This is a genomic window from Paenibacillus woosongensis, assembly GCF_009725165.1.
GTDB lineage: Bacteria > Bacillota > Bacilli > Paenibacillales > Paenibacillaceae > Fontibacillus > Fontibacillus woosongensis.
This window is the reverse complement of sequence record NZ_WNZW01000001.1, coordinates 965,691-984,344: the sequence shown is the minus strand read 5'-3', so window position 1 is coordinate 984,344 and position 18,654 is coordinate 965,691. Positions and strand designations below refer to the sequence as shown.

Sequence of the window (18,654 nt, the reverse complement as noted above, 5' to 3'; positions counted from 1 at the left end):
AAGAATGCTTCATCAAGAGAGGAGAGACGACTGTGCAAAAAATGCAAAAGCTTTATTATGGAGTCGCTTATTACGATGAGTATATGCCTTATGACCGGTTGGATCGGGATATCCAAATGATGAAGGACGCTGGCATTAATGTGGTGCGCATCGGGGAATCGACCTGGAGCACGCATGAGCCGCAGAGCGGTGTGTTTGATTTTACCTCGCTGGATCGCGTCCTGGAGGCGATGCATGCAGCGGGCATTCAGGTCATCGTCGGAACCCCGACCTATGCGGTTCCTACCTGGATGGTGAAGGAGCACCCGGACGTGCTGGCGGTGACGCCGCAAGGAGAAGGGCGCTATGGAGCAAGGCAAATCATGGATATAACGAATCCGAAATACCTGTTCTACGCTGAGAGAATCATCCGCAAAATGATGGAACGCGTGAAGGATCATCCGGCCGTCATCGGGTACCAGACCGACAATGAGACGAAGCATTATCATACGGCAGGACCCAACGTACAGGTGCAGTTCGTGAAATATATGAGAGAGAAATTCAAAACCGTGGAGAAGGTGAACGAGGAGTTCGGTCTCGCCTATTGGAGCAACCGGATCAACAGCTGGGAGGACTTCCCTTCGGTCGTCGCGACGATCAACGGCAGCCTGGGCGCCGAGTTTGCCCGCTTCCAGCGGAAGCTGGTGACCGACTTTCTGGCCTGGCAGGTGGCGATTGTAAACGAGTATAAACGTCCGGATCAATTTGTGACCCAAAACTTCGATTTCGAATGGCGGGGTTATTCTTACGGCGTTCAGCCGGACGTTGACCATTTCGAAGCTTCCAAAGCCTTTGACATTACGGGAGTCGATATTTACCATCCGTCGCAGGATGATCTGACAGGTATTGAAATTTCGTTCGGCGGCGATGTGGCCCGTTCTACGAAACATTCCAGCTATCTCGTATTGGAGACAGAAGCGCAGGCGTTTGCCCATTGGGTTCCGTACCCGGGTCAGCTGCGGCTGCAGGCGTTCAGCCATCTGGCCTCCGGGGCGAATATGGTGGCGTACTGGCATTGGCATTCGATCCATAATTCATTCGAGACGTATTGGAAAGGACTGCTCAGTCACGATTTTGAGCCGAACCCGGTCTATAACGAGGCGAAGACGATCGGGCGCGATTTTGCCAGACTATCCCCGAAGCTCGTGAATTTGCAGAAGAAAAATCAGGCCGCCATGCTCGTCAGCAACGAAGCGCTGACTGCGCTGGAGTGGTTCAAGCTGCCGGGCCAGGAGAAGAATTACAACGATGTGGTTCGCCTCATGTACGACCAGTTGTACAAGATGAACATCGGCTGCGATATGGTGCATCCATCCAGCGCCAATCTGAATGACTATAAGCTGCTGATCGTACCGGCATTGTATGCAGCATCTGATGAACTGCTCGAAAGGCTGAATGATTTCGTACGCCAAGGCGGACATATCGTCTATTCCTTCAAGAGCGGATTTACGAACGAACACATAAAGGTAAGAACGACGCATCAGCCAGGCATCATCAACGAAGCCTGCGGCATTTATTACAGCATGTTTGTCGAGCCGAACAATGTGTCGCTGAAAGGCGATCCCTTCGGCGTCGGCGAGGAGCATAATGCTGTGGAGACGTGGATGGAGCTGATTACGCCGACGACGGCGGAGGTGCTTGCCTATTATGACCACCCGCATTGGGGAGTCTATGCGGCGATTACCCGCAATACGTACGGCGACGGGGTTGCGACTTATATCGGCTGTCTGCCGAGTTCGGCGATTATGCGCCAGGTGCTGGAGCAAGCGGTGAAGGAGGCGGGGCTGTGGGGCAAGGATCAGGAGATCGCCTTCCCGCTGATTACGAAGTCCGGCTGGAACGAAGCGGGCAAGCTCGTCCATTACTATATGAACTATTCCGATGAAGAGCAGGTTATGACGTACCCGCATCCGAACGGCGAGGAATTGCTGGCGGGACGAAGCGTGGCAAGCGGGCAGCAGCTGACCCTGGAGCGCTGGGGCGTTCTGATTATAGAAGAGAAGTGACGGCAGCTCAGCAGCTCAGCAGTTTAGCAGCTCTTCAATGGACATCATTATAATCAGGAGGTTCAGTCCTTATGAATAAGACATGGATTTCTACGACGCAGGAGGAATATTGGCAGGAGCAGGCGCTCCCCCTTGCGGGAGCTAGTGCGCGCAACATTTCGCCAAATGCCGGGAACGAAGCGGGTTCAACTCACCTGCCGGCAAGCCTGCAGGTAACGGAGGAGCAGTACCAGACCGTAGATGGCTTTGGCGGATGCTTCAATGAGCTCGGTTATTTTGCGCTCCAGCAAATCTCCGATGAGGAGCGAAAGGAGGTGATGAAGAAACTGTTCGATCCTGACGGAGAATGCCGGTTCAGCATTTGCCGGCTGCCGATGGGAGCGAGCGACTATGCCGCCGAGTGGTACAGCCTGAACGAGACGGACGGCGATTACGCAATGGAGCATTTCTCGATCGAGCGGGACAAGCAGGTTCTCATTCCTTATATTAAAGAAGCACTGCGCTGGAACCCCAATCTGACGTTATTCGCTTCGCCTTGGAGCCCGCCGACCTGGATGAAGCATCCGAAAGCGTACAACTACGGAACGCTGCGGTGGGAGCCGGACGTTCTGCAAGCCTACGCCTTGTACTTCGTCAAATTCGTTCAAGCTTATGCCGAGGAAGGCATCACGATTCATCAAGTGTATGTACAGAACGAGCCTGTCGCCGATCAGAAGTTCCCTTCCTGCGTGTGGACCGGCGAGCAGCTGCGCGACTTCATTCGCGATTATCTCGGCCCGGCCTTCCGGGAGCACGGATTGACCACGGAAATTTGGCTGGGAACGATTAACGGCCCTGATCCGTACCGTCAGGAGAATACCGATTATGATGTCTATGCCAATGTGGTGCTGAGCGATCCGGAGGCCAGGCAGTACATCAGCGGTGTCGGCTATCAGTGGGCTGGTAAATATGCCCTGCAGCGCACGGTAGAGAGCTACCCCGAGCTCCGCTACATGCAGACGGAGAATGAATGCGGCGATGGTACAAACAGCTGGGAATATGCTCATTACGTGTTCAACCTGTACAAGCATTATTTCACCAATGGCGTGAACAGTTACATCTATTGGAATATGGTGCTGGAGCCGGGCGGCCGCAGCACTTGGGGCTGGGCGCAAAACGCGATGATCACGGCCGATCCTGATACGGAGCGGGTCGTTTTCAATCCGGAATATTACGTGATGCGCCATTACTCGCACTTTATCCAGCCTGGAGCCGTACGCCTTGGTATCCGAGGAACGTCGGCCGGGAACGCGCTTGCTTTCCAGAACCCGGACGGAGGCCGGATCGTGATCGTAGCGAACCCGTTCAAAGAGCCAAGAACGCTGTCGCTGCAGGTCGGGAGCGAATCCATCTCCTGCGAGCTGCCGGCATTATCGTTCCATACGTTCAAAATTTAATCGTGTTTGCAAAGAGAGTTGTGAACAACAGCTCTCTTTTTTGCTTGATGATTATTGAAGGGCATGCGGATTTGAAATTTCATGATTATACAAATCAAAGGCCGCAACCTGTCCGCTCCTTGACCGGAGTCTGTCCCACTTTGCCAAGATAACCGGGCTATTATGATAGTGTGGGAATGAGATTCATGGACACCACAAATGGGCAGACAACTTATGTCATGGCTGGCGATTCGCCGGCTTTTTTTGTTGTGGTGCAAATCCCAGATCCATTCCCGCTCAAGATCGATGATAAGAAAGGAGGGGGCTATGAACACAGTAAGTTCAAATCGCTTTCGTAAGGGAATCGCAGGCGCTCTGGCGAAAGCATTTCCTGGCACAACTATTTACGACGAAGAGATTGAGAATCAGCAGGGCCTGGAAACACCATATTTCATGGTTCAATTGCTAACAACATCCCAAGTACAAGAACTGGACCGGCGCTATCACCGCACTCATACCTTCGACATTGGCTTTTTCCCGGAAGGCCCGCAATACAACGAAGAGGCTCATGCAACCGCAGAAATACTCTATGATGCGCTAGCGACAGTAGAGATCGATGGCGAATTATACCGGGGACTGAATATGAAGCATGAAGTTAATGATCAGACATTGCATTTCTTTGTGGATTATAACTTCTGGGTGTGGAAGCCGAAGCCGGAAACACCGAAAATGCAAACACTCGAGCAGGAGGGATTCTTAAATCATGGCTAAAAAAGAAGAAGATACAAAGCAAAAGACGAACGCAGCTCGCTTTACGAAGGAACAATTTGTGCAATCTGAGCAGTGGCAAGGTGTTGATCGAGATATCCTTAGCATCGTGCTGGAGGATAACAAGACTTATACCATTGCACAAGCGACACAGTTAGTAGAACAATTTATGACCAGAGGAGTGAAATAAATGGGCGGCACATGGACTACACAAAACAAAGTATTGCCTGATGTTTACATTAATTTCAAAACTGAAGCGCAGGCACTTGGTAAATTAGGAGAACGAGGTATATTGGCGGTTCCCGCTCATCTGCCTTGGGGTAAAGAAGGAGTCACCACACTTGAAGCAAGCACATTTATACAGAATTCGTTAGCTGCTATCGGTTTTCATGCAGTCGACCCACGGATCAGGCATATTGCCGCGGCACTTTCCCATGTTAATAAAGTATTGATTTATCGCTTAGGAGCTAACGGGGCAGTGAAGGCAAGCGTTGTGTCAGGCAGCTTGACCGCGACGGCTAAATACGGCGGCTCGCGAGGAAATGATCTGAAAATCTCGATCCAGTCCAACATAGATATGCTGGGCTTTTTTAATGTCATTACCTATTTTGATCAGGAGGAAGTGGATATTCAGACTGTTGAAAAAGCAGAGGAACTGGTATCCAATGACTTTGTGGACTTTAGCGGTACAGGCGAGTTGACAGACGCTGCTGTGACCTCCTTGGAGGGCGGGGCGGATGGTTCTGGCGGAGCTGGAGAATATACCGCAGCCCTTGCAGCCTTTGAGGCGGAGGAATTTGACGTATTGGCCGTGCCTACAGAAGATAGTGTCATTAAATCCCTAGCAACGGCTTATACCAAGCGTCTCCGGGAGAACGAGGGGAAGAAGATTCAGACTGTACTGTGCAACTATCCTGAAGCGGATCATGAAGGTGTAATCAGCCTGAAAAACGGTGTCGTGACCGCTGACGGCTTAACGGTAGAACCGACCTATCTGGTATGGGAGATTGCAGCTATGGAAGCAGGGGCAAACGTAAACCAATCGTTGACTTATGGGGTTATTCCTAATGCTGTCGATGTATCACCGAAATATACGAAGACAGAGCTTGTTCAGGCGATTAGTAACGGTGAAATAGTACTTACTGCCGATAACGGACAGGTAAGAATTGTGCAGGATATCAATACACTCAAGACATTTACGATGGACCGGGGTAAGCCATTTAGCAAAAATCGGATTATTCGCACCTTGGACGCCATCGCTAATGATATATCCAGGGTGTTCAAACAGCATTTCCTTGGCAAAGTATCCAATGATGCAGACGGGCGAAATCTGTTTAAAGCTGAAGCGGTCTCTTATCTCGAGAGCCTGCAGGATATGGGTGCGATCCAAAACTTTGATTCTCAAAAAGATATTGAAGTGCTGCCGGGCAAGGATTCAGATTCCATTGGAATCAATCTTTGGATTCAAGCCGTGGATAGCGTCGAAAAAATTTATATTAGTGTAACTGTACGTTAAGGAGGAGTTCAACAATGGGAGTTTTTAATGTTAAAGATGCCATTAGCGGCAAGACTGCAAGAGCTTTTGTAACCATCAACGGAAGAGTGGAGGAATTACTCTACGGCAAGACTGGGGAGGCCACCGCCGAGAAAAACAAAGTGGATGTGCCTGTGCTCGGTAAAACGAATACGCCACAGCGTGCTGCTGGATGGAAAGGCACCGGCACGCTGACGGTCTATTATGTAACGTCCATGTTTAGAGAACTGATGATCAACTATATTAAAACAGGTGAGGATTTTTGGTTTGATCTGATGATGGTCAACGAGCAGCCGGGGAGCGCTGCGGGTAAACAAACCATCATTCTCAAAAACTGCAATGTCGATAGTCTGATCCTCTCCAAATTTGATGCCACCAGCGACGATATGCTGGAGGAGGAAATTCCGTTCACATTTGAGGATGTGGATATGCCGGATATGTTTAATACTATTCAATAAAAGAGAAAGAGGGAATAGATATGAGTTTGCAAGATTTTTTGAACGCTAACCCCATTGATGGTTTGACGGAAGAAGTGATCGTGTCCAAGCGGTTTAAGGATGCAGAGGGAAACCTGTTAAAGTTCAAGATCAAGGCCATGACCGGTCCTGATTTTGAGGAGCTTCGCAAACGTTCAACCACCATCCTTAAAAAGGGGAAGGTAGAGTTTAATGCGCAGGAGTTTAACACTACATCTGTCATCAATAATACGCTAGTACCTGACTTTAAAGATGCGGAGTCCATCAGCAAACTTGGTTGCACCACTCCTGAGCAATACGTAAATAAAGTGCTGTTGCCCGGTGAGATTGCCACGCTTGCCGAACACATCCAACGCCTGAGCGGTTTTGATGTTGGGATGGAGGATCTGGTGGAAGAGGCAAAAAACTAATCCGGGAGGGCGACAGTGAGGCAAATTATGCTTACTATGCCCTCCACAAATTTCATAAATGGCCCAGTGAGTTTTTAGCCCTTTCTAGAGAAGAGAGGGCTTTTGTTATGGCTTGCATTGACGAAAGGGTGGCAGCGGAAGATAAAGCGGCGAAAAAGATGAAGAGATAGTTATTTGCTTCGAAAGAAGGTGAAGTACAAAGTGGCAACAGTGCAAGCGGCTCTGAATTTGATTACCAATCATCAGAAGATGATTCAAATGACACAGGTAATCAACAACAATTATATTCAAATAAATAACACATTAAATCAGGTAAATATAAATATTGAAAAAGCCGACAAGGGCGTAAAGCAAACCGAGTCCTCAGCTAAAAAGCTCATTGGTGTTATATCCAAGGGGGTTAAACTTGCCCAACAACTAGGGGGTGTGATAGGTGAGGCCATGGCGGTGTCCGATGACATGGCTGCTACCAACGCCCGTTTAGCTTTTGTTAATGATGGTTTGCGCACCCAGGCTGGGTTACAACAACAGGTTTTAGATATAGCTAATAGAACAAGGATGAGTTATAGCGCAACTGCCGGGTTAGTCACCCAACTTGGAGTAGGCACGCAAGGTTTATTCAAGAACAACGATGATTTGCTTGATTTCACGGATAAATTTAACAAATCCCTGGTGATTAGCGGAGTTTCAGCAGCAGATGCTGAAAGTGCGATGCAACGTATGTCCCAAGCGTTGGGAGATGGGGTTGTGCAAGGCGATGAACTCCGCCAACTTTTAGATACCGCTCCGGGCATGATGCAGATACTATCAGCTGGGTTGGGAGTTTCCGGCGGACAATTGATGCAAATAGCAGCTAACGATGGACTTACAGCCGATCAATTCGTTATGGCGTTCCAGAATCAATCAGGACAGATTGACAAGATGTTTGAGGACATGCCGGTGACTTTTGGTGGTGCGATGACCGTGCTCGACAATATCATTAAGGGCTGGGTCGGGAGCTTAGGGGAAGCAGGGGGCCCTTTAAGCAGAATTACCGAACTGGTAGTTCTGTTAACCACTTACCTGCAGGCCGATGCCGTGACAAATTTTCTGGACGGATTAGCCATGGGCATATCTACGGTGGTATCGTGGATGATTGAGCTAGTCGAGTATGCAGCGCAAGTATATAGCTTCTTCTCTGAAAATTGGTCCATTCTCGGCCCAATTGTATGGGGATTGGCGGCAGCGATCGGGGGGTTAACCTTAGCGCTAAACTGGAGCACGATAGCTACATATGCAGCAGCGATAGCTACAAGGATTGCAGCCATAGCCCAGGCGCTATGGAATGCGATCATGAACGCTAATCCCATCGTTTTAATCATAACTTTGATTGCATCCTTAATTTTGGCGCTTTATAAACTGTGGACAACCAACGACGATTTTGTAGCTGGTGTTATGCGAGTGTGGAACTCTATTCTTAGTTTCTTTGATCAGTTTCCAGCGTATTTCTGGCAGTTGGTTGAATGGATGATGGTACCCTTTAAGGTTTGGTCGCAAACGCTCGGGAAATTGTTTGACCATGTAATCAATAACATCATCAATGGTATAAATGTCGTATTAAGCCTGATAGACAGGGTTACTGGGTCAACGTTTGCGTTGCAAGGGAAATTTAGCATGGAGGATATAGCTGGAAAGATTGCTGATTTCGCTGGCACTGAAAAAGACGAAGCCTATGCGAGAGCTGCGAAAAAGGCACAGGAACGAGAACAAAAGGTGTTGGATATGCTGGCGGACAGGGCTGCGAATAGAGCAAAACAACAAACTGATGTAGAAGCGAAGGGGGGACCCGGTGGATCGGACGGTTCCTTATTCGGTCAAACTGGTGTGCCTGCATCAACCATTGACAGTATTGACAAGGTAGATCAGGTGGGCAGTGTTGGAAGGGTTGAAGACACTGTGGACATCAGTAGTGAGGACCTCAAAACGATGCGTGAGCTGGCAGAAATGAAGTCCATCCAAAACTTTGTAACGCTAACACCAACGGTATCCGTCAGCACCGGCGATATTCATAACGGTACAGATTTGGATACGATCATATCGCAAATTGCAGTTACATTGGAGGAAGAAATAGCATCGAGTGCGTCAAGAATATACGCCTAAATTACAGTGGAGAAAGGGGGGATATCTGTGGATAAATACACTCTCACCCTATCATTCAACAATCGAGCAGAGGCGATTGAATTCCCGGTTCTTCCCGGTAAAATTGAAGTACAATCCAGCGGGGATAGTAAGACATACGAAATATCCCAGTTAGGCGAAATTAACATCATCAAGAATATGAAGCTGAAGGAAATAGCATTTGAAAGCTTCTTCCCGGCAAGTTGGTTCCCCGGGGTCAATGTAGAACGCAGAGCGATGTTCAAGCCGGCTTATTACATTGATAAAATTGAAGATTGGCGAAGTAAAAAACGCCCGGTTCGATTGGTGCTCACCGGTTCGAATTTGAATATCAATATGGCTGTAAGCATTGACAAGTTGAGTTGGAGCGAAGAGGCCGGCACTGTTGGGGACATACACTATCAAATCGCGTTTAAAGAATATCGTTTCTACGCCGCAAAGAAGGTCAAATTTGTACAGGATGCAACAGGCAAAGAGACGGCAATATCTGATAACCAGTCAGCGTCGCGCGCAGATACACGGGTACAGCCTGAGACTTATACCCTTGTCGCGGGGGACAACCTTTGGAAAGTGGCTAAACAATTTCTGGGTGATGGCAGTAAATATATGCAAATACAAACGCTGAATGGGATCAAAGACAGTGAATTAAAACGGCTGCCCATTGGTAAAGTCATTAAGCTGCCAAAGGAGGGGTAACATGCTGGAAGTAATAACCGACGATAAACAAGGCGGTGTATATGATATATCGGAGCTTGTCACGGATGCAACCTGGAAAACATCCAGGATCGGCAAGCCGGGAAGCCTAGATTTTACGATGATGCAAGATCGTAACTATATGATTCAAAACGGGGATATCGTCGCTGTGAAGTATGAGGATAAGCCCCTTTTTTATGGCTATGTATTTGGGGTCGGACGAAGCCAAGAAGAAACGCTCAAGATCAAGGCGTATGATCAGATTCGATACTTAACCGCTACAGATACCTACGTATTTAAAAACAAGACGGCAGCAGCGATTATCAAGCAAATTGCCAATGACTTTGAGTTGAAGTGGGGCCATATCACAGATACTAAATATGCAATTCCCAATTTGATCGAGGATGGTCAGAAGCTGATTGATATCATCGACAAAGCTTTGGCACTCACAACGGTCAACACGGGAAGCATATACGTGTTTTACGACGACTACGGTAATCTGGCGTTGCAAAATGTAAAGGATATGAAGCTGGATATAGCGATCGGGGACGAGAGTTTGATGACCGGGTTCAGCTTTGAAAAGAGCATTGACAGCGAAACGTATAACCAGTTCAAATTGGTGCGTGACAACAAGGACACCAAGAAGCGGGATGTGCATATCGCCCAGGATAGCGCCAATATGGCCAAATGGGGGAGACTACAGTATTACGAAAAAGTAGACGAGAACATGAATGATGCTCAAATTCGTCAGCTTCTCGACCAGCTGGTCAAACTTAAAAACCGCGAAACCAAAAGCTTAAAGGTGGATGCCCTTGGGAATCCGTCCGTTCGTGCTGGCTGTTATATCCATATAGAGATCGGGGAATTGGCGATCAACCAGCTTTACTTGGTTGAGGAGTGTTCTCACCGTTTCAGCGGCGAAGAATACACATTGCAAATTGAATTGAAGGTGATCGAATGAGTCTGGCCAATGCGATAAAGCAAATCACCATGAATCTGAACGAAGCAGAGCATCCTGTAGCGGTCATGTTTGGCACAGTGACCAAAGAACAACCCCTAGAAATCCTCGTCGATCAGCGTTTATTGCTGGATGAGGATTTTTTTGTTCTGACCGAACAATTGACTAGGTATGAAGTGGATCTGAAACACAGCCATCATATCAACGGTAGTCCAACCCAGGATGCGTTAACAGAAAAGATTGTTATTCGTGAGGGCCTGAAGGCGGGTGACGGTGTTTTACTGTTAAGAATGCAGGGGGGACAACAATATGTGGTGTTGGATAAGGTGGTGGGATCATGATACCGTTGGGCGGCAATTTAATGACGGCTGAGGTGGCCCTGGAAACGAGCCGGACATATGGCATAGATTTTCATAAAGGCCGGTGCACGGGCATGATTGACGGTTTGGATGCGGTCAGGCAAGCCGTGTATAAAATACTCCAAACCGACCGGTTCACACACCTTATCTATGATGCGAATTTCGGCAGCGAGTTATCAGGATTGCAGGGGCAAAGTCAGGGGTATGTGCGATCGGAAATAAATCGTCTTATAAAGGAAGCATTATTAGCGGACAACCGTATATCTGGGGTGGAAAACATGCAAATCACAATCACCGGAAATGAAGCGGTAGCCACGTTTACGGTAGTTTCTATCTTCGGGGATTTTAAGAGCGAGGTGACAATGAATGTATGAACAACAAACCTATGAACATATTTTGCAAAGAATGCTAGATAAGGTATCCCATAATGTCGATAAACGCCAGGGATCCATCATTTACGACGCTCTGGCTCCTGCTGCAGCGGAGCTGGCCCAGATGTATATGGAGCTGGACATAAACAACAACCTTGCATACGCCGATACGGCCACAGCAGAATATTTGGAACGGCGTACAGCCGAGTTCGGGATTCACCGTGAACCAGCAACGAAAGCAAGGCGGAAAGCTTTGTTCTATGGCTCCAATAACGTTCCTATCGATGTGCCTGCAGGTTCCAGGTTCTCGATCAACGATCTTGATTATGTTGCAGTCAGCAGGATCGCCACAGGCGAGTGGGTTGTAGAATGTGAGACGCCAGGGGTGGTCGGCAATCAGGAATATGGGGGAATGCTTCCCATTAATTATGTTACAGGCCTGGTTCGTGCTGAACTGACGGATGTACTCATTCCGGGAGAGGATGCAGAAAGTGATGAAGCCTTGCGGAAGCGGTACATGAATGCGATTAACGAGCAGCCTTTTGGCGGCAACATCGCGGATTACAAGAAAAAGATTAACGAAATTTCCGGTGTAGGCGGTGTTAAAGTATTTCCGGCATGGAATGGCGGGGGGACGGTGAAGGCAACAATTCTCGCAGCCGATTTCAGCCAGCCGTCTCAAACACTGATCGACGAGGTTCAAACGAGGATTGATCCAGAACAAAATCAAGGCCAGGGCCTGGGACTGGCGCCGATAGGTCACGAGGTAACAATCACGGGGGCCGAGGCGTGCGTAATGGATGTCGCAGTGTCATTGACACTAGCTCCTGAAGCAGTTTTGGGACAAGTACAAAGTGATGTTGAAGATGCGATAAGTGCTTATCTGTTATTCCTTCGGCAATCGTGGACCAATGACCCATCCCTGATCGTTCGCGTCGCGCACATCGAATCTCGCATTTTGACTGTGCAGGGTGTGGTTGATGTCACCCATACGATGCTGAATGGAGCGGCAGCGAATGTCGTACTGACCGATGAACAGATCCCAATCATGGGGACGGTGACGTTGAGTGAATAGGATCATGCAGTACCTCCCGGTCTTATACCATGATGTCGTGGATTTTGTGGAATTGACAGAGACGGAGTCGCAGGAATGGATCAGTGTCGAGAAGGCCATTAACCAATTGCTGGATGACCAGTTCGTAGTTAGTGCTTCGATGCAGGCGATTAAACGACGGGAAAAGATTCTAGGCATACAGGCCGACCCTGCCACAGAAACGCTAGAGTTCAGAAGAAAGCGGCTGATCAATCGGTATTCTACGAAACCGCCGTTTACAGTCCGGTATTTGCAGCGTCAGCTCGATTTTTTGGTGGGGGCCGGACTAACAATTGTCAGTGTCGATCCACAAGCCTTTATGTTAACCGTCACAACCAATCTTGATGATGCAGCCGTATTTAAAGAGGTTGAACATACGGTTAAAGTGTTAAAGCCAGCGAATATGATCTACCAGCAGCAGACCAGTTTAGGAGATGTCATCGGCTTGGAAGAGAGGATAACTGGCAAGGAAATCGATTGGAACTATAAACTAGGCGAGTGGAAGCTGGGAGGAAAACCATTTGCCGACTTCGGCCCGGAGGTGGTGATTAAGTGATGGTAAGCTCTTTTTTGAATGATGTGGCTCGATTTGTTGATGCGAATATTTCGAAGGTCGTGTTGAATGATACGGTCGAGATTACGAGCTTTAATGTAAAGGAAGTAACCGGTTCAACCGTGGGAATGCAGTATATCGTCCCGGCAACCGATGTGTCGCTAGTTACGAAAATTGAGCTTAAGGATGCGAATAACAACATTAAAACAACCAATAACGTTTATGTACCGATCACGACAGATACTCTTCTGCTGCATACGGTACAAGTTAAGGAGGTATAAGAATGGCGAAGACAGACTGGAGTTTGAACGACACGGTTCAGCCGCAGGATATGAATGCGATCGGGGAAGAGATCAATCAACTACGTCAAGATGTAGATCATATCGAAATCCCTCCGGCATCAGTAACGGAGGCGGGGATTGTGAAGCTGTCCAGTGCTACGAACAGCACTAGCGAGACTTTGGCAGCAACACCTAGAGCTGTAAAGTCGGCCTATGATGCGGCCACAGCAGCGCAAACTACGGCGAATGCGGCGAATACAGCTGCCGCAACTGCGCAATCGAGGGCTGATTCGGCTTTTCAGCTTGGCAATGAGCGGAAAGCGGAAGTGGTTGCCGCGCTTGTTGCCAAAGGGATTTCGGCATCCACGAGCGAGAGTTGGGATACGCTCATTACAAAACTCAACTCTATCGTAAAGGCGACCGGGAATGCAGTTGCAGCGGACGTATTGAGTGGCAAGACGTTTAGTAATGTTAGTGCTAATAATCTGACCGGGAGCATGCCTAATTGGGGCGCGGGTGGTACTGTAACGCCCGGGACGACGAATCAGACAAAAGCGGCGGGTTATTATAGTAGTCCAATTACGATTCTAGGTGAACCGAATTTGAAGTCGGAGTATATAAAAAACGGGATAAGTATGTTTGGGGTTGCTGGTTCATACACCATGCCGAATGCGGTGGTTGATTTAAACTATCCTATGCCAGAGTTGTACTACTATATGAGAGATATAACAGTACCGAGAATAGATGATAGGCTAATCTTAACTATTCCAGCGGGGGTTACTAAATTATCATTTTTGGCCAGTAGTCCATATCTTGGTTCAGATGAATTGATAAGCTCTACTTATGTTTATAGTGCGACCTCGAATAGCACCAAGGGTGCTGGAGATTTTTCACTCAGTTTAAAAGATCGTAATAATAACTACTGTACAATCTATAGGGTTAGCGACAACCGAGGGGCTTATATAACGCACTATATATATGCATTCGTTGTGGATTTAAAGAGAACATTAACTAGCTCTGTTGTTGCAAATGTGGAGCGGGAATTCCCCAGGTCACAAGCTATAAGTAGAATATCCATACCGGAAGGCTTCGACAACACTGGAGAGATGTCGCTCGTGTTCAAGAGTGATCTAAGATACAACCTTGGTGACGCTACCATAGGTATTACAAGAAGAGCTGCATTACGTGGAACTTTATTATACGCGTAAAATTCGAAGGGGGTTGAAGATGATTAGAATCTTTCAATCCAAAGACCGCGTTGAAGCAGTCGAATTTAAAGATTTGTCGTCAATCCATACGATCATATTACTAACAGGTATGGGGGTATCAGTTAATTTCTCGCCCGAAGGTGTGCTGAGGTCATTAACCTTAAAAGATGGGGCTCATGAGCTCGTGGCCATCCCGGGACAGTTTGTGTATAAGAATGATAAAGGGACTATCGGTATTTGCAACTATGAACACCTGGCTGAGAGGTATGAGGAAGTTATGGAAACTGAAATAGCAGAATAACTATAAGGAACGCCGTAAGGCGTACTATTTATGACGAAATTACCGGGATATGTTATCGCACTCAATTATAGTAGCGGAGCAATACACATCTTAACCAAGGAAAAGCCTGCGTCTACGGTTAATAGGGGAAAAATATAGAGCATGAGTAGTCGGCTATTGCTATAAGGGAAGAGGCCGTTTCAGGAAGCTTCCCTTTTTGTATGTTAAGTTATTCCAAAACCTAGGTTGATTTTTGAGTACATCTTGCATGTTGGTTCGTATATAGTATTAATCCGGTCGATTATTTCTGATCGATTCGGTTTACAATATAGGTAACACTGCATGTATTTTATCAAAAATAAGAGGTGTTTCTTTAATGTGGCATTTGAAATCGCAGGAAGAAGTGCTCAAGGAGCTGCAGGTCGATCCGGCTGTCGGGCTTTCTCATGAAGAAGTACGCGCGAGGCTGGAGCAGCACGGGCCGAACAGATTAAAGGGCAAGCCGAAAAAAAGCATGGTCGCTCTATTTTTGGCCCAGTTAAAGGATATGCTCATTTATGTGCTCTTGGGCGCAGCGATAGTTACGCTCATCGTAGGCGAATATGTGGATGCCATCATTATTCTTGCTGTCGTTCTGCTGAATGCGCTGATCGGTGTATTCCAGGAGCAAAAGGCGGAGAAAGCCATTGAAGCCCTGCAGCAAATGACCACGCCTAAATCACTCGTTCGCCGTCAAGGTGAGGTGAGGGAGATTAACTCGGAGGACATCGTACCCGGGGATATTGTCATACTGGATGCAGGTCGATACATACCGGCTGATCTTCGGCTGCTGGAAAGCGCCAATTTGCAGATTGAGGAATCCGCGTTGACCGGGGAGTCTGTCCCTTCCGACAAAGACGCCGAAGCACGTCTGGACGATCCCAAAATCACGGTTGGCGATATGTCCAATATGGCATTCATGTCCACCCTTGTAACCTATGGAAGGGGAGAAGGGATTGCCGTAGCGACCGGAATGAATACGGAAATGGGGAAAATCGCCACCATTCTCGATGAGGATACGCAAGGATTGACCCCGCTGCAGAAAAAATTAGAGGAGCTCGGCAAAACGCTGGGCTATATCGCCATCGGCATCTGCGTCTTGATTTTCGTGATCGGGCTGATTCAGAAACGCGATCTGTTCGAGCTATTCTTAACCGCGATCAGTCTAGCCGTAGCGGCGATCCCGGAAGGGCTTCCGGCCATCGTTGCGATCGTTCTCGCGCTGGGCGTGACCCGAATGTCGCGGATTCATGCGATCGTGAAGAAGCTGCCCGCCGTGGAGACACTGGGCTCCGTCAGTATCATTTGCTCGGATAAGACAGGTACCTTGACCCAGAATAAAATGACGGTTGTAAAATACTATACCGCTACGCCGCTGGGTGATGAACCTCCGGTGGAGCTGATTAAGACCTTCGTGCTCTGCTCCGACGCGACCCATGAGAACGGGGAAAGTACGGGCGACCCGACGGAAGTGGCCCTTGTCATTTATGGCGAGCAGAACAATATTATGAAAAAATCGCTGGAAGCGGAGTACAAGCGGGTCTCCGAGAAGCCATTCGACTCCGACCGCAAGCTCATGTCTACGCTAAACAAGACGAGACAGGGTTATCGTGTCCATACGAAAGGGGCCATCGACCAGCTGCTGAAGATCTCTACCTCGGCCGTTGTGGGCGGGGAGGTTGTTCCGCTGACCGAGGAGCTGAAGCAGCAATACTTGCAGGCGGCCGAAGGGATGTCGGACGATGCTTTGAGGGTTCTCGGTGCAGCCTATAGGGATACCGAGGAAATGCTGGAGCCTGAGCAGATGGAGCAGGATTTGACGATTCTGGGCTTTGTCGGCATGATCGATCCGCCAAGAGTCGAAGTGAAGGATTCCATTCACGAAGCGAAAATGGCGGGCATCACGCCGGTCATGATTACCGGCGACCATCGCAACACCGCCGTGGCGATCGCCAAAGAGCTCGGCATTGCCAGCTCGATCGAGCAGAGTATGACGGGTGCGGAAATCGATGAGCTCTCCGACGAGGCTTTTGCCCAGAAGATCAAGAATATCCGGGTATTTGCCCGTGTCTCGCCAGAGCACAAAGTTAAAATTGTCAAAGCATTTCAAGCGCAAGGCAATATCGTCTCAATGACCGGCGACGGGGTAAACGATGCGCCTTCTCTGAAGAACGCCGACATCGGCGTGGCGATGGGCATTACAGGAACCGACGTCTCCAAGGGCGCCAGCGACATGATATTGACCGACGACAATTTCACGACCATCGTGCACGCGATCCGGGAAGGGCGCAATATTTATGCGAACATCCGCAAGACGGTCACGTTTCTTCTGTCCTGTAATTTCGGCGAAGTTGTAGCGATTCTGGCCTCGATTCTGTTCTTCTGGCCATTGCCGCTCCTGGCGACCCAGATTCTCTGGATCAACCTGGTGACAGATACTTTGCCGGCGATCGCGCTTGGCGTCGATCCGGGCGAGAAGGATGTGATGAAGCGGAAGCCGCGGGATCCGAAGGAGAGCTTCTTTGCCGGCGGAGCGGCTTTCCGGGCGATTCTCGGCGGTCTTCTGATCGGTTCTCTAACTTTGGTCGCCTTCTACTTGGGGCTGCGAGAACATGGCTTCAGCATGACCTCGGCGAATATTTCCGATGAAGCGATGACGTATGCACGGACGATGGCTTTCGTTGTATTGGCCGCATCGCAGCTGTTCTACTCCTTTACGAAGCGGAGCGACACGAAGTCCATTTTCCAGGTCGGGCTGTTCTCCAACAAGCTTCTGGTCGGCGCGGTTATTGCCGGGCTGGCTCTGCAGTTTGCTTCGATCAGCATTCCGTTCCTGGCTGCGGCCTTCAAAGTGCATAACCTGTCCCTCGCCGATTGGGGCGTGGTCATTGGGCTGGCCTTGATTCCGCTCCTTATAAACGAGTTGATTAAGGTGTTCATGCGCCTCAGAACAGCAAAATAAATACATGGAGAAGTGGCTGTCCGACAAGTCCCTAAAATAAAAGTTAGACGGAAAACATCGCGTTTTCCGTCTAACTTTTTTACATATCTGCTATTGCCTTGGTGAGTTAGTTGGTTGTCGGCGGCTGGTTACCAGCTTGTATGCTGTATGGCTTGGATGGCTGGCTGGGCAGCTGAATATGTGTGCAAGCCTAAACGGACACAGGGGACGCTATTTGTGAATTAACGGGGAATCTTGAGAACCAACGGACCTATGTTCCGCTATAGCTTCTCAAAGCCTGTTTGTGACGGTCAATTTGGTCGAATAACGGAACCAGTGTCCGTAAGCATAGCGAAAGAGGGCCTATTTGCACGATTAGCGGATCTCCTGTCCGTTAGCGGGTTGACCAGTCCCGCGAGTTCAGCCAATTCCACCATTAGTCCAACAGTTCCATCGTTTCCAGGCAATCTCATCACTCCAATCAGTCCGATCACCCCCAATAATCTCATTACTTACATTAGTCCCATAATTCCTATTATTCTCATAATCCACATCGCCCCTATTGTTCCCATCAATCTCATCAATCCGATCCATCCCAACATTCCCACCCGTCCTCATCATTCCGCTCGATCCCAGCAATTCCCTCTCATGCTACACCGTAATCCAGAGGTCATATTCCGCAGCTTCTCGGCCATGGCGGACAGCTATCCGGCCGCAGCATCGGACCTCGCTCATGGCGCTGAGCTGGATGCTTTGTACTGATTTGCTCCGTACCGCCGGCGATTTCACTGGTCGAGACGGCGATATGACTCATCGCTGTCTCGATTTACGCGAGAAGATTCATTTGTGCGGAGATTCCCGAATCACCTTGACCGGTTTAATTCAAAGTGAATGGACGCTGAAAGCTTACTGAAAGAATTACATGTTTTGAAAATCAGCAAATAGCATTGCGAACTTCGGGTTTCCTGTGCTACTATAACGTTGTCACCGAAAACGTTACCGAAAAGGATTCCGATCCCATTTTCGGAAACGTTTCCGAAAACGCTATCATGTTTATTCCAAAGCGTTTTCAT

General features: G+C 48.6%; 19 protein-coding genes. All 19 read left to right on the top strand.

What is annotated here, in order from left to right; all coding sequences use genetic code 11:
• Positions 1-41 precede the first annotated feature (41 nt).
• The 19 genes from GNP95_RS04655 to GNP95_RS04570 all read left to right on the top strand — a co-directional run bounded on the left by GNP95_RS04655 (position 42) and on the right by GNP95_RS04570 (position 17,602).
• Positions 42-2,045, top strand: coding sequence for a beta-galactosidase (locus GNP95_RS04655; protein ID WP_155610033.1), 2,004 nt, complete (start codon positions 42-44; stop codon positions 2,043-2,045).
• A gap of 71 nt (positions 2,046-2,116) precedes the next feature.
• The gene (locus tag GNP95_RS04650) at positions 2,117-3,481 is read left to right on the top strand and encodes a glycoside hydrolase family 30 protein (protein ID WP_155609679.1); all 1,365 of its coding nucleotides are present in this window, start codon (positions 2,117-2,119) and stop codon (positions 3,479-3,481) included.
• A gap of 185 nt (positions 3,482-3,666) precedes the next feature.
• On the top strand, positions 3,667-3,819 hold the full coding sequence (locus tag GNP95_RS25680) for a hypothetical protein (protein WP_196427061.1): 153 nt from the start codon (positions 3,667-3,669) through the stop codon (positions 3,817-3,819).
• On the top strand, positions 3,788-4,231 hold the full coding sequence (locus GNP95_RS04645) for a phage tail terminator family protein (RefSeq protein WP_155609678.1): 444 nt from the start codon (positions 3,788-3,790) through the stop codon (positions 4,229-4,231). Before GNP95_RS25680 ends, GNP95_RS04645 begins: the two co-directional genes overlap by 32 nt.
• Positions 4,224-4,418: a hypothetical protein gene (locus GNP95_RS04640; protein ID WP_155609677.1), complete on the top strand. Its 195-nt coding sequence runs from the start codon at positions 4,224-4,226 to the stop codon at positions 4,416-4,418. Before GNP95_RS04645 ends, GNP95_RS04640 begins: the two co-directional genes overlap by 8 nt.
• Positions 4,419-5,744, top strand: a complete 1,326-nt coding sequence (locus GNP95_RS04635; RefSeq protein WP_155609676.1) for a phage tail sheath family protein — start codon at positions 4,419-4,421, stop codon at positions 5,742-5,744.
• A 14-nt stretch (positions 5,745-5,758) separates the two neighbouring features.
• Complete coding sequence (locus GNP95_RS04630; RefSeq protein ID WP_155609675.1) at positions 5,759-6,220, top strand: phage tail tube protein; 462 nt, start codon at positions 5,759-5,761, stop codon at positions 6,218-6,220.
• Between the two features lie 20 nt (positions 6,221-6,240).
• Positions 6,241-6,648 carry a phage tail assembly chaperone gene (locus GNP95_RS04625; RefSeq protein WP_155609674.1) on the top strand — a complete coding sequence of 136 codons (408 nt, stop codon included), beginning with the start codon at positions 6,241-6,243 and terminating at the stop codon, positions 6,646-6,648.
• Positions 6,649-6,837: 189 nt separating this feature from the next.
• Positions 6,838-8,787 carry a tape measure protein gene (locus GNP95_RS04620; protein ID WP_196427060.1) on the top strand — a complete coding sequence of 650 codons (1,950 nt, stop codon included), beginning with the start codon at positions 6,838-6,840 and terminating at the stop codon, positions 8,785-8,787.
• 27 nt (positions 8,788-8,814) lie between these two features.
• Positions 8,815-9,501: a LysM peptidoglycan-binding domain-containing protein gene (locus tag GNP95_RS26540; RefSeq protein ID WP_330163263.1), complete on the top strand. Its 687-nt coding sequence runs from the start codon at positions 8,815-8,817 to the stop codon at positions 9,499-9,501.
• Position 9,502: 1 nt separating this feature from the next.
• Positions 9,503-10,459: an XkdQ/YqbQ family protein gene (locus GNP95_RS04610; RefSeq protein ID WP_155609672.1), complete on the top strand. Its 957-nt coding sequence runs from the start codon at positions 9,503-9,505 to the stop codon at positions 10,457-10,459.
• Complete coding sequence (locus GNP95_RS04605; RefSeq protein ID WP_155609671.1) at positions 10,456-10,797, top strand: DUF2577 domain-containing protein; 342 nt, start codon at positions 10,456-10,458, stop codon at positions 10,795-10,797. The genes GNP95_RS04610 and GNP95_RS04605 overlap by 4 nt, the downstream gene beginning before the upstream one ends.
• The gene (locus GNP95_RS04600) at positions 10,794-11,189 is read left to right on the top strand and encodes a DUF2634 domain-containing protein (RefSeq protein WP_155609670.1); all 396 of its coding nucleotides are present in this window, start codon (positions 10,794-10,796) and stop codon (positions 11,187-11,189) included. The genes GNP95_RS04605 and GNP95_RS04600 overlap by 4 nt, the downstream gene beginning before the upstream one ends.
• Entirely contained in the window at positions 11,182-12,261 is a 1,080-nt protein-coding gene (locus tag GNP95_RS04595) for a baseplate J/gp47 family protein (RefSeq protein WP_155609669.1), read from the top strand. The genes GNP95_RS04600 and GNP95_RS04595 overlap by 8 nt, the downstream gene beginning before the upstream one ends.
• The gene (locus GNP95_RS04590) at positions 12,254-12,835 is read left to right on the top strand and encodes a putative phage tail protein (protein ID WP_330163262.1); all 582 of its coding nucleotides are present in this window, start codon (positions 12,254-12,256) and stop codon (positions 12,833-12,835) included. Before GNP95_RS04595 ends, GNP95_RS04590 begins: the two co-directional genes overlap by 8 nt.
• Positions 12,835-13,113: a ketopantoate hydroxymethyltransferase gene (locus tag GNP95_RS04585; protein ID WP_155609668.1), complete on the top strand. Its 279-nt coding sequence runs from the start codon at positions 12,835-12,837 to the stop codon at positions 13,111-13,113. Before GNP95_RS04590 ends, GNP95_RS04585 begins: the two co-directional genes overlap by 1 nt.
• Before the next feature lie 2 nt (positions 13,114-13,115).
• Positions 13,116-14,321, top strand: a complete 1,206-nt coding sequence (locus tag GNP95_RS26045) for a phage tail protein (protein ID WP_155609667.1) — start codon at positions 13,116-13,118, stop codon at positions 14,319-14,321.
• A 19-nt stretch (positions 14,322-14,340) separates the two neighbouring features.
• Positions 14,341-14,622 carry a hypothetical protein gene (locus GNP95_RS04575; RefSeq protein WP_155609666.1) on the top strand — a complete coding sequence of 94 codons (282 nt, stop codon included), beginning with the start codon at positions 14,341-14,343 and terminating at the stop codon, positions 14,620-14,622.
• A gap of 355 nt (positions 14,623-14,977) precedes the next feature.
• Positions 14,978-17,602, top strand: coding sequence for a cation-translocating P-type ATPase (locus GNP95_RS04570; RefSeq protein WP_155609665.1), 2,625 nt, complete (start codon positions 14,978-14,980; stop codon positions 17,600-17,602).
• Positions 17,603-18,654: the final 1,052 nt, after the last annotated feature.

Coding starts and splice junctions, on each gene's coding strand:
- GNP95_RS04640 (WP_155609677.1), top strand. CDS start 4,224: ATGGCTAAAAAAGAAGAAGATACAAAGCAAAAGACGAACGCAGCTCGC.
- GNP95_RS04595 (WP_155609669.1), top strand. CDS start 11,182: ATGTATGAACAACAAACCTATGAACATATTTTGCAAAGAATGCTAGAT.
- GNP95_RS04625 (WP_155609674.1), top strand. CDS start 6,241: ATGAGTTTGCAAGATTTTTTGAACGCTAACCCCATTGATGGTTTGACG.
- GNP95_RS26045 (WP_155609667.1), top strand. CDS start 13,116: ATGGCGAAGACAGACTGGAGTTTGAACGACACGGTTCAGCCGCAGGAT.
- GNP95_RS04655 (WP_155610033.1), top strand. CDS start 42: ATGCAAAAGCTTTATTATGGAGTCGCTTATTACGATGAGTATATGCCT.
- GNP95_RS04630 (WP_155609675.1), top strand. CDS start 5,759: ATGGGAGTTTTTAATGTTAAAGATGCCATTAGCGGCAAGACTGCAAGA.
- GNP95_RS04610 (WP_155609672.1), top strand. CDS start 9,503: ATGCTGGAAGTAATAACCGACGATAAACAAGGCGGTGTATATGATATA.
- GNP95_RS04575 (WP_155609666.1), top strand. CDS start 14,341: ATGATTAGAATCTTTCAATCCAAAGACCGCGTTGAAGCAGTCGAATTT.
- GNP95_RS04605 (WP_155609671.1), top strand. CDS start 10,456: ATGAGTCTGGCCAATGCGATAAAGCAAATCACCATGAATCTGAACGAA.
- GNP95_RS04570 (WP_155609665.1), top strand. CDS start 14,978: ATGTGGCATTTGAAATCGCAGGAAGAAGTGCTCAAGGAGCTGCAGGTC.
- GNP95_RS04635 (WP_155609676.1), top strand. CDS start 4,419: ATGGGCGGCACATGGACTACACAAAACAAAGTATTGCCTGATGTTTAC.
- GNP95_RS25680 (WP_196427061.1), top strand. CDS start 3,667: ATGGACACCACAAATGGGCAGACAACTTATGTCATGGCTGGCGATTCG.
- GNP95_RS04650 (WP_155609679.1), top strand. CDS start 2,117: ATGAATAAGACATGGATTTCTACGACGCAGGAGGAATATTGGCAGGAG.
- GNP95_RS04600 (WP_155609670.1), top strand. CDS start 10,794: ATGATACCGTTGGGCGGCAATTTAATGACGGCTGAGGTGGCCCTGGAA.
- GNP95_RS04585 (WP_155609668.1), top strand. CDS start 12,835: ATGGTAAGCTCTTTTTTGAATGATGTGGCTCGATTTGTTGATGCGAAT.
- GNP95_RS04645 (WP_155609678.1), top strand. CDS start 3,788: ATGAACACAGTAAGTTCAAATCGCTTTCGTAAGGGAATCGCAGGCGCT.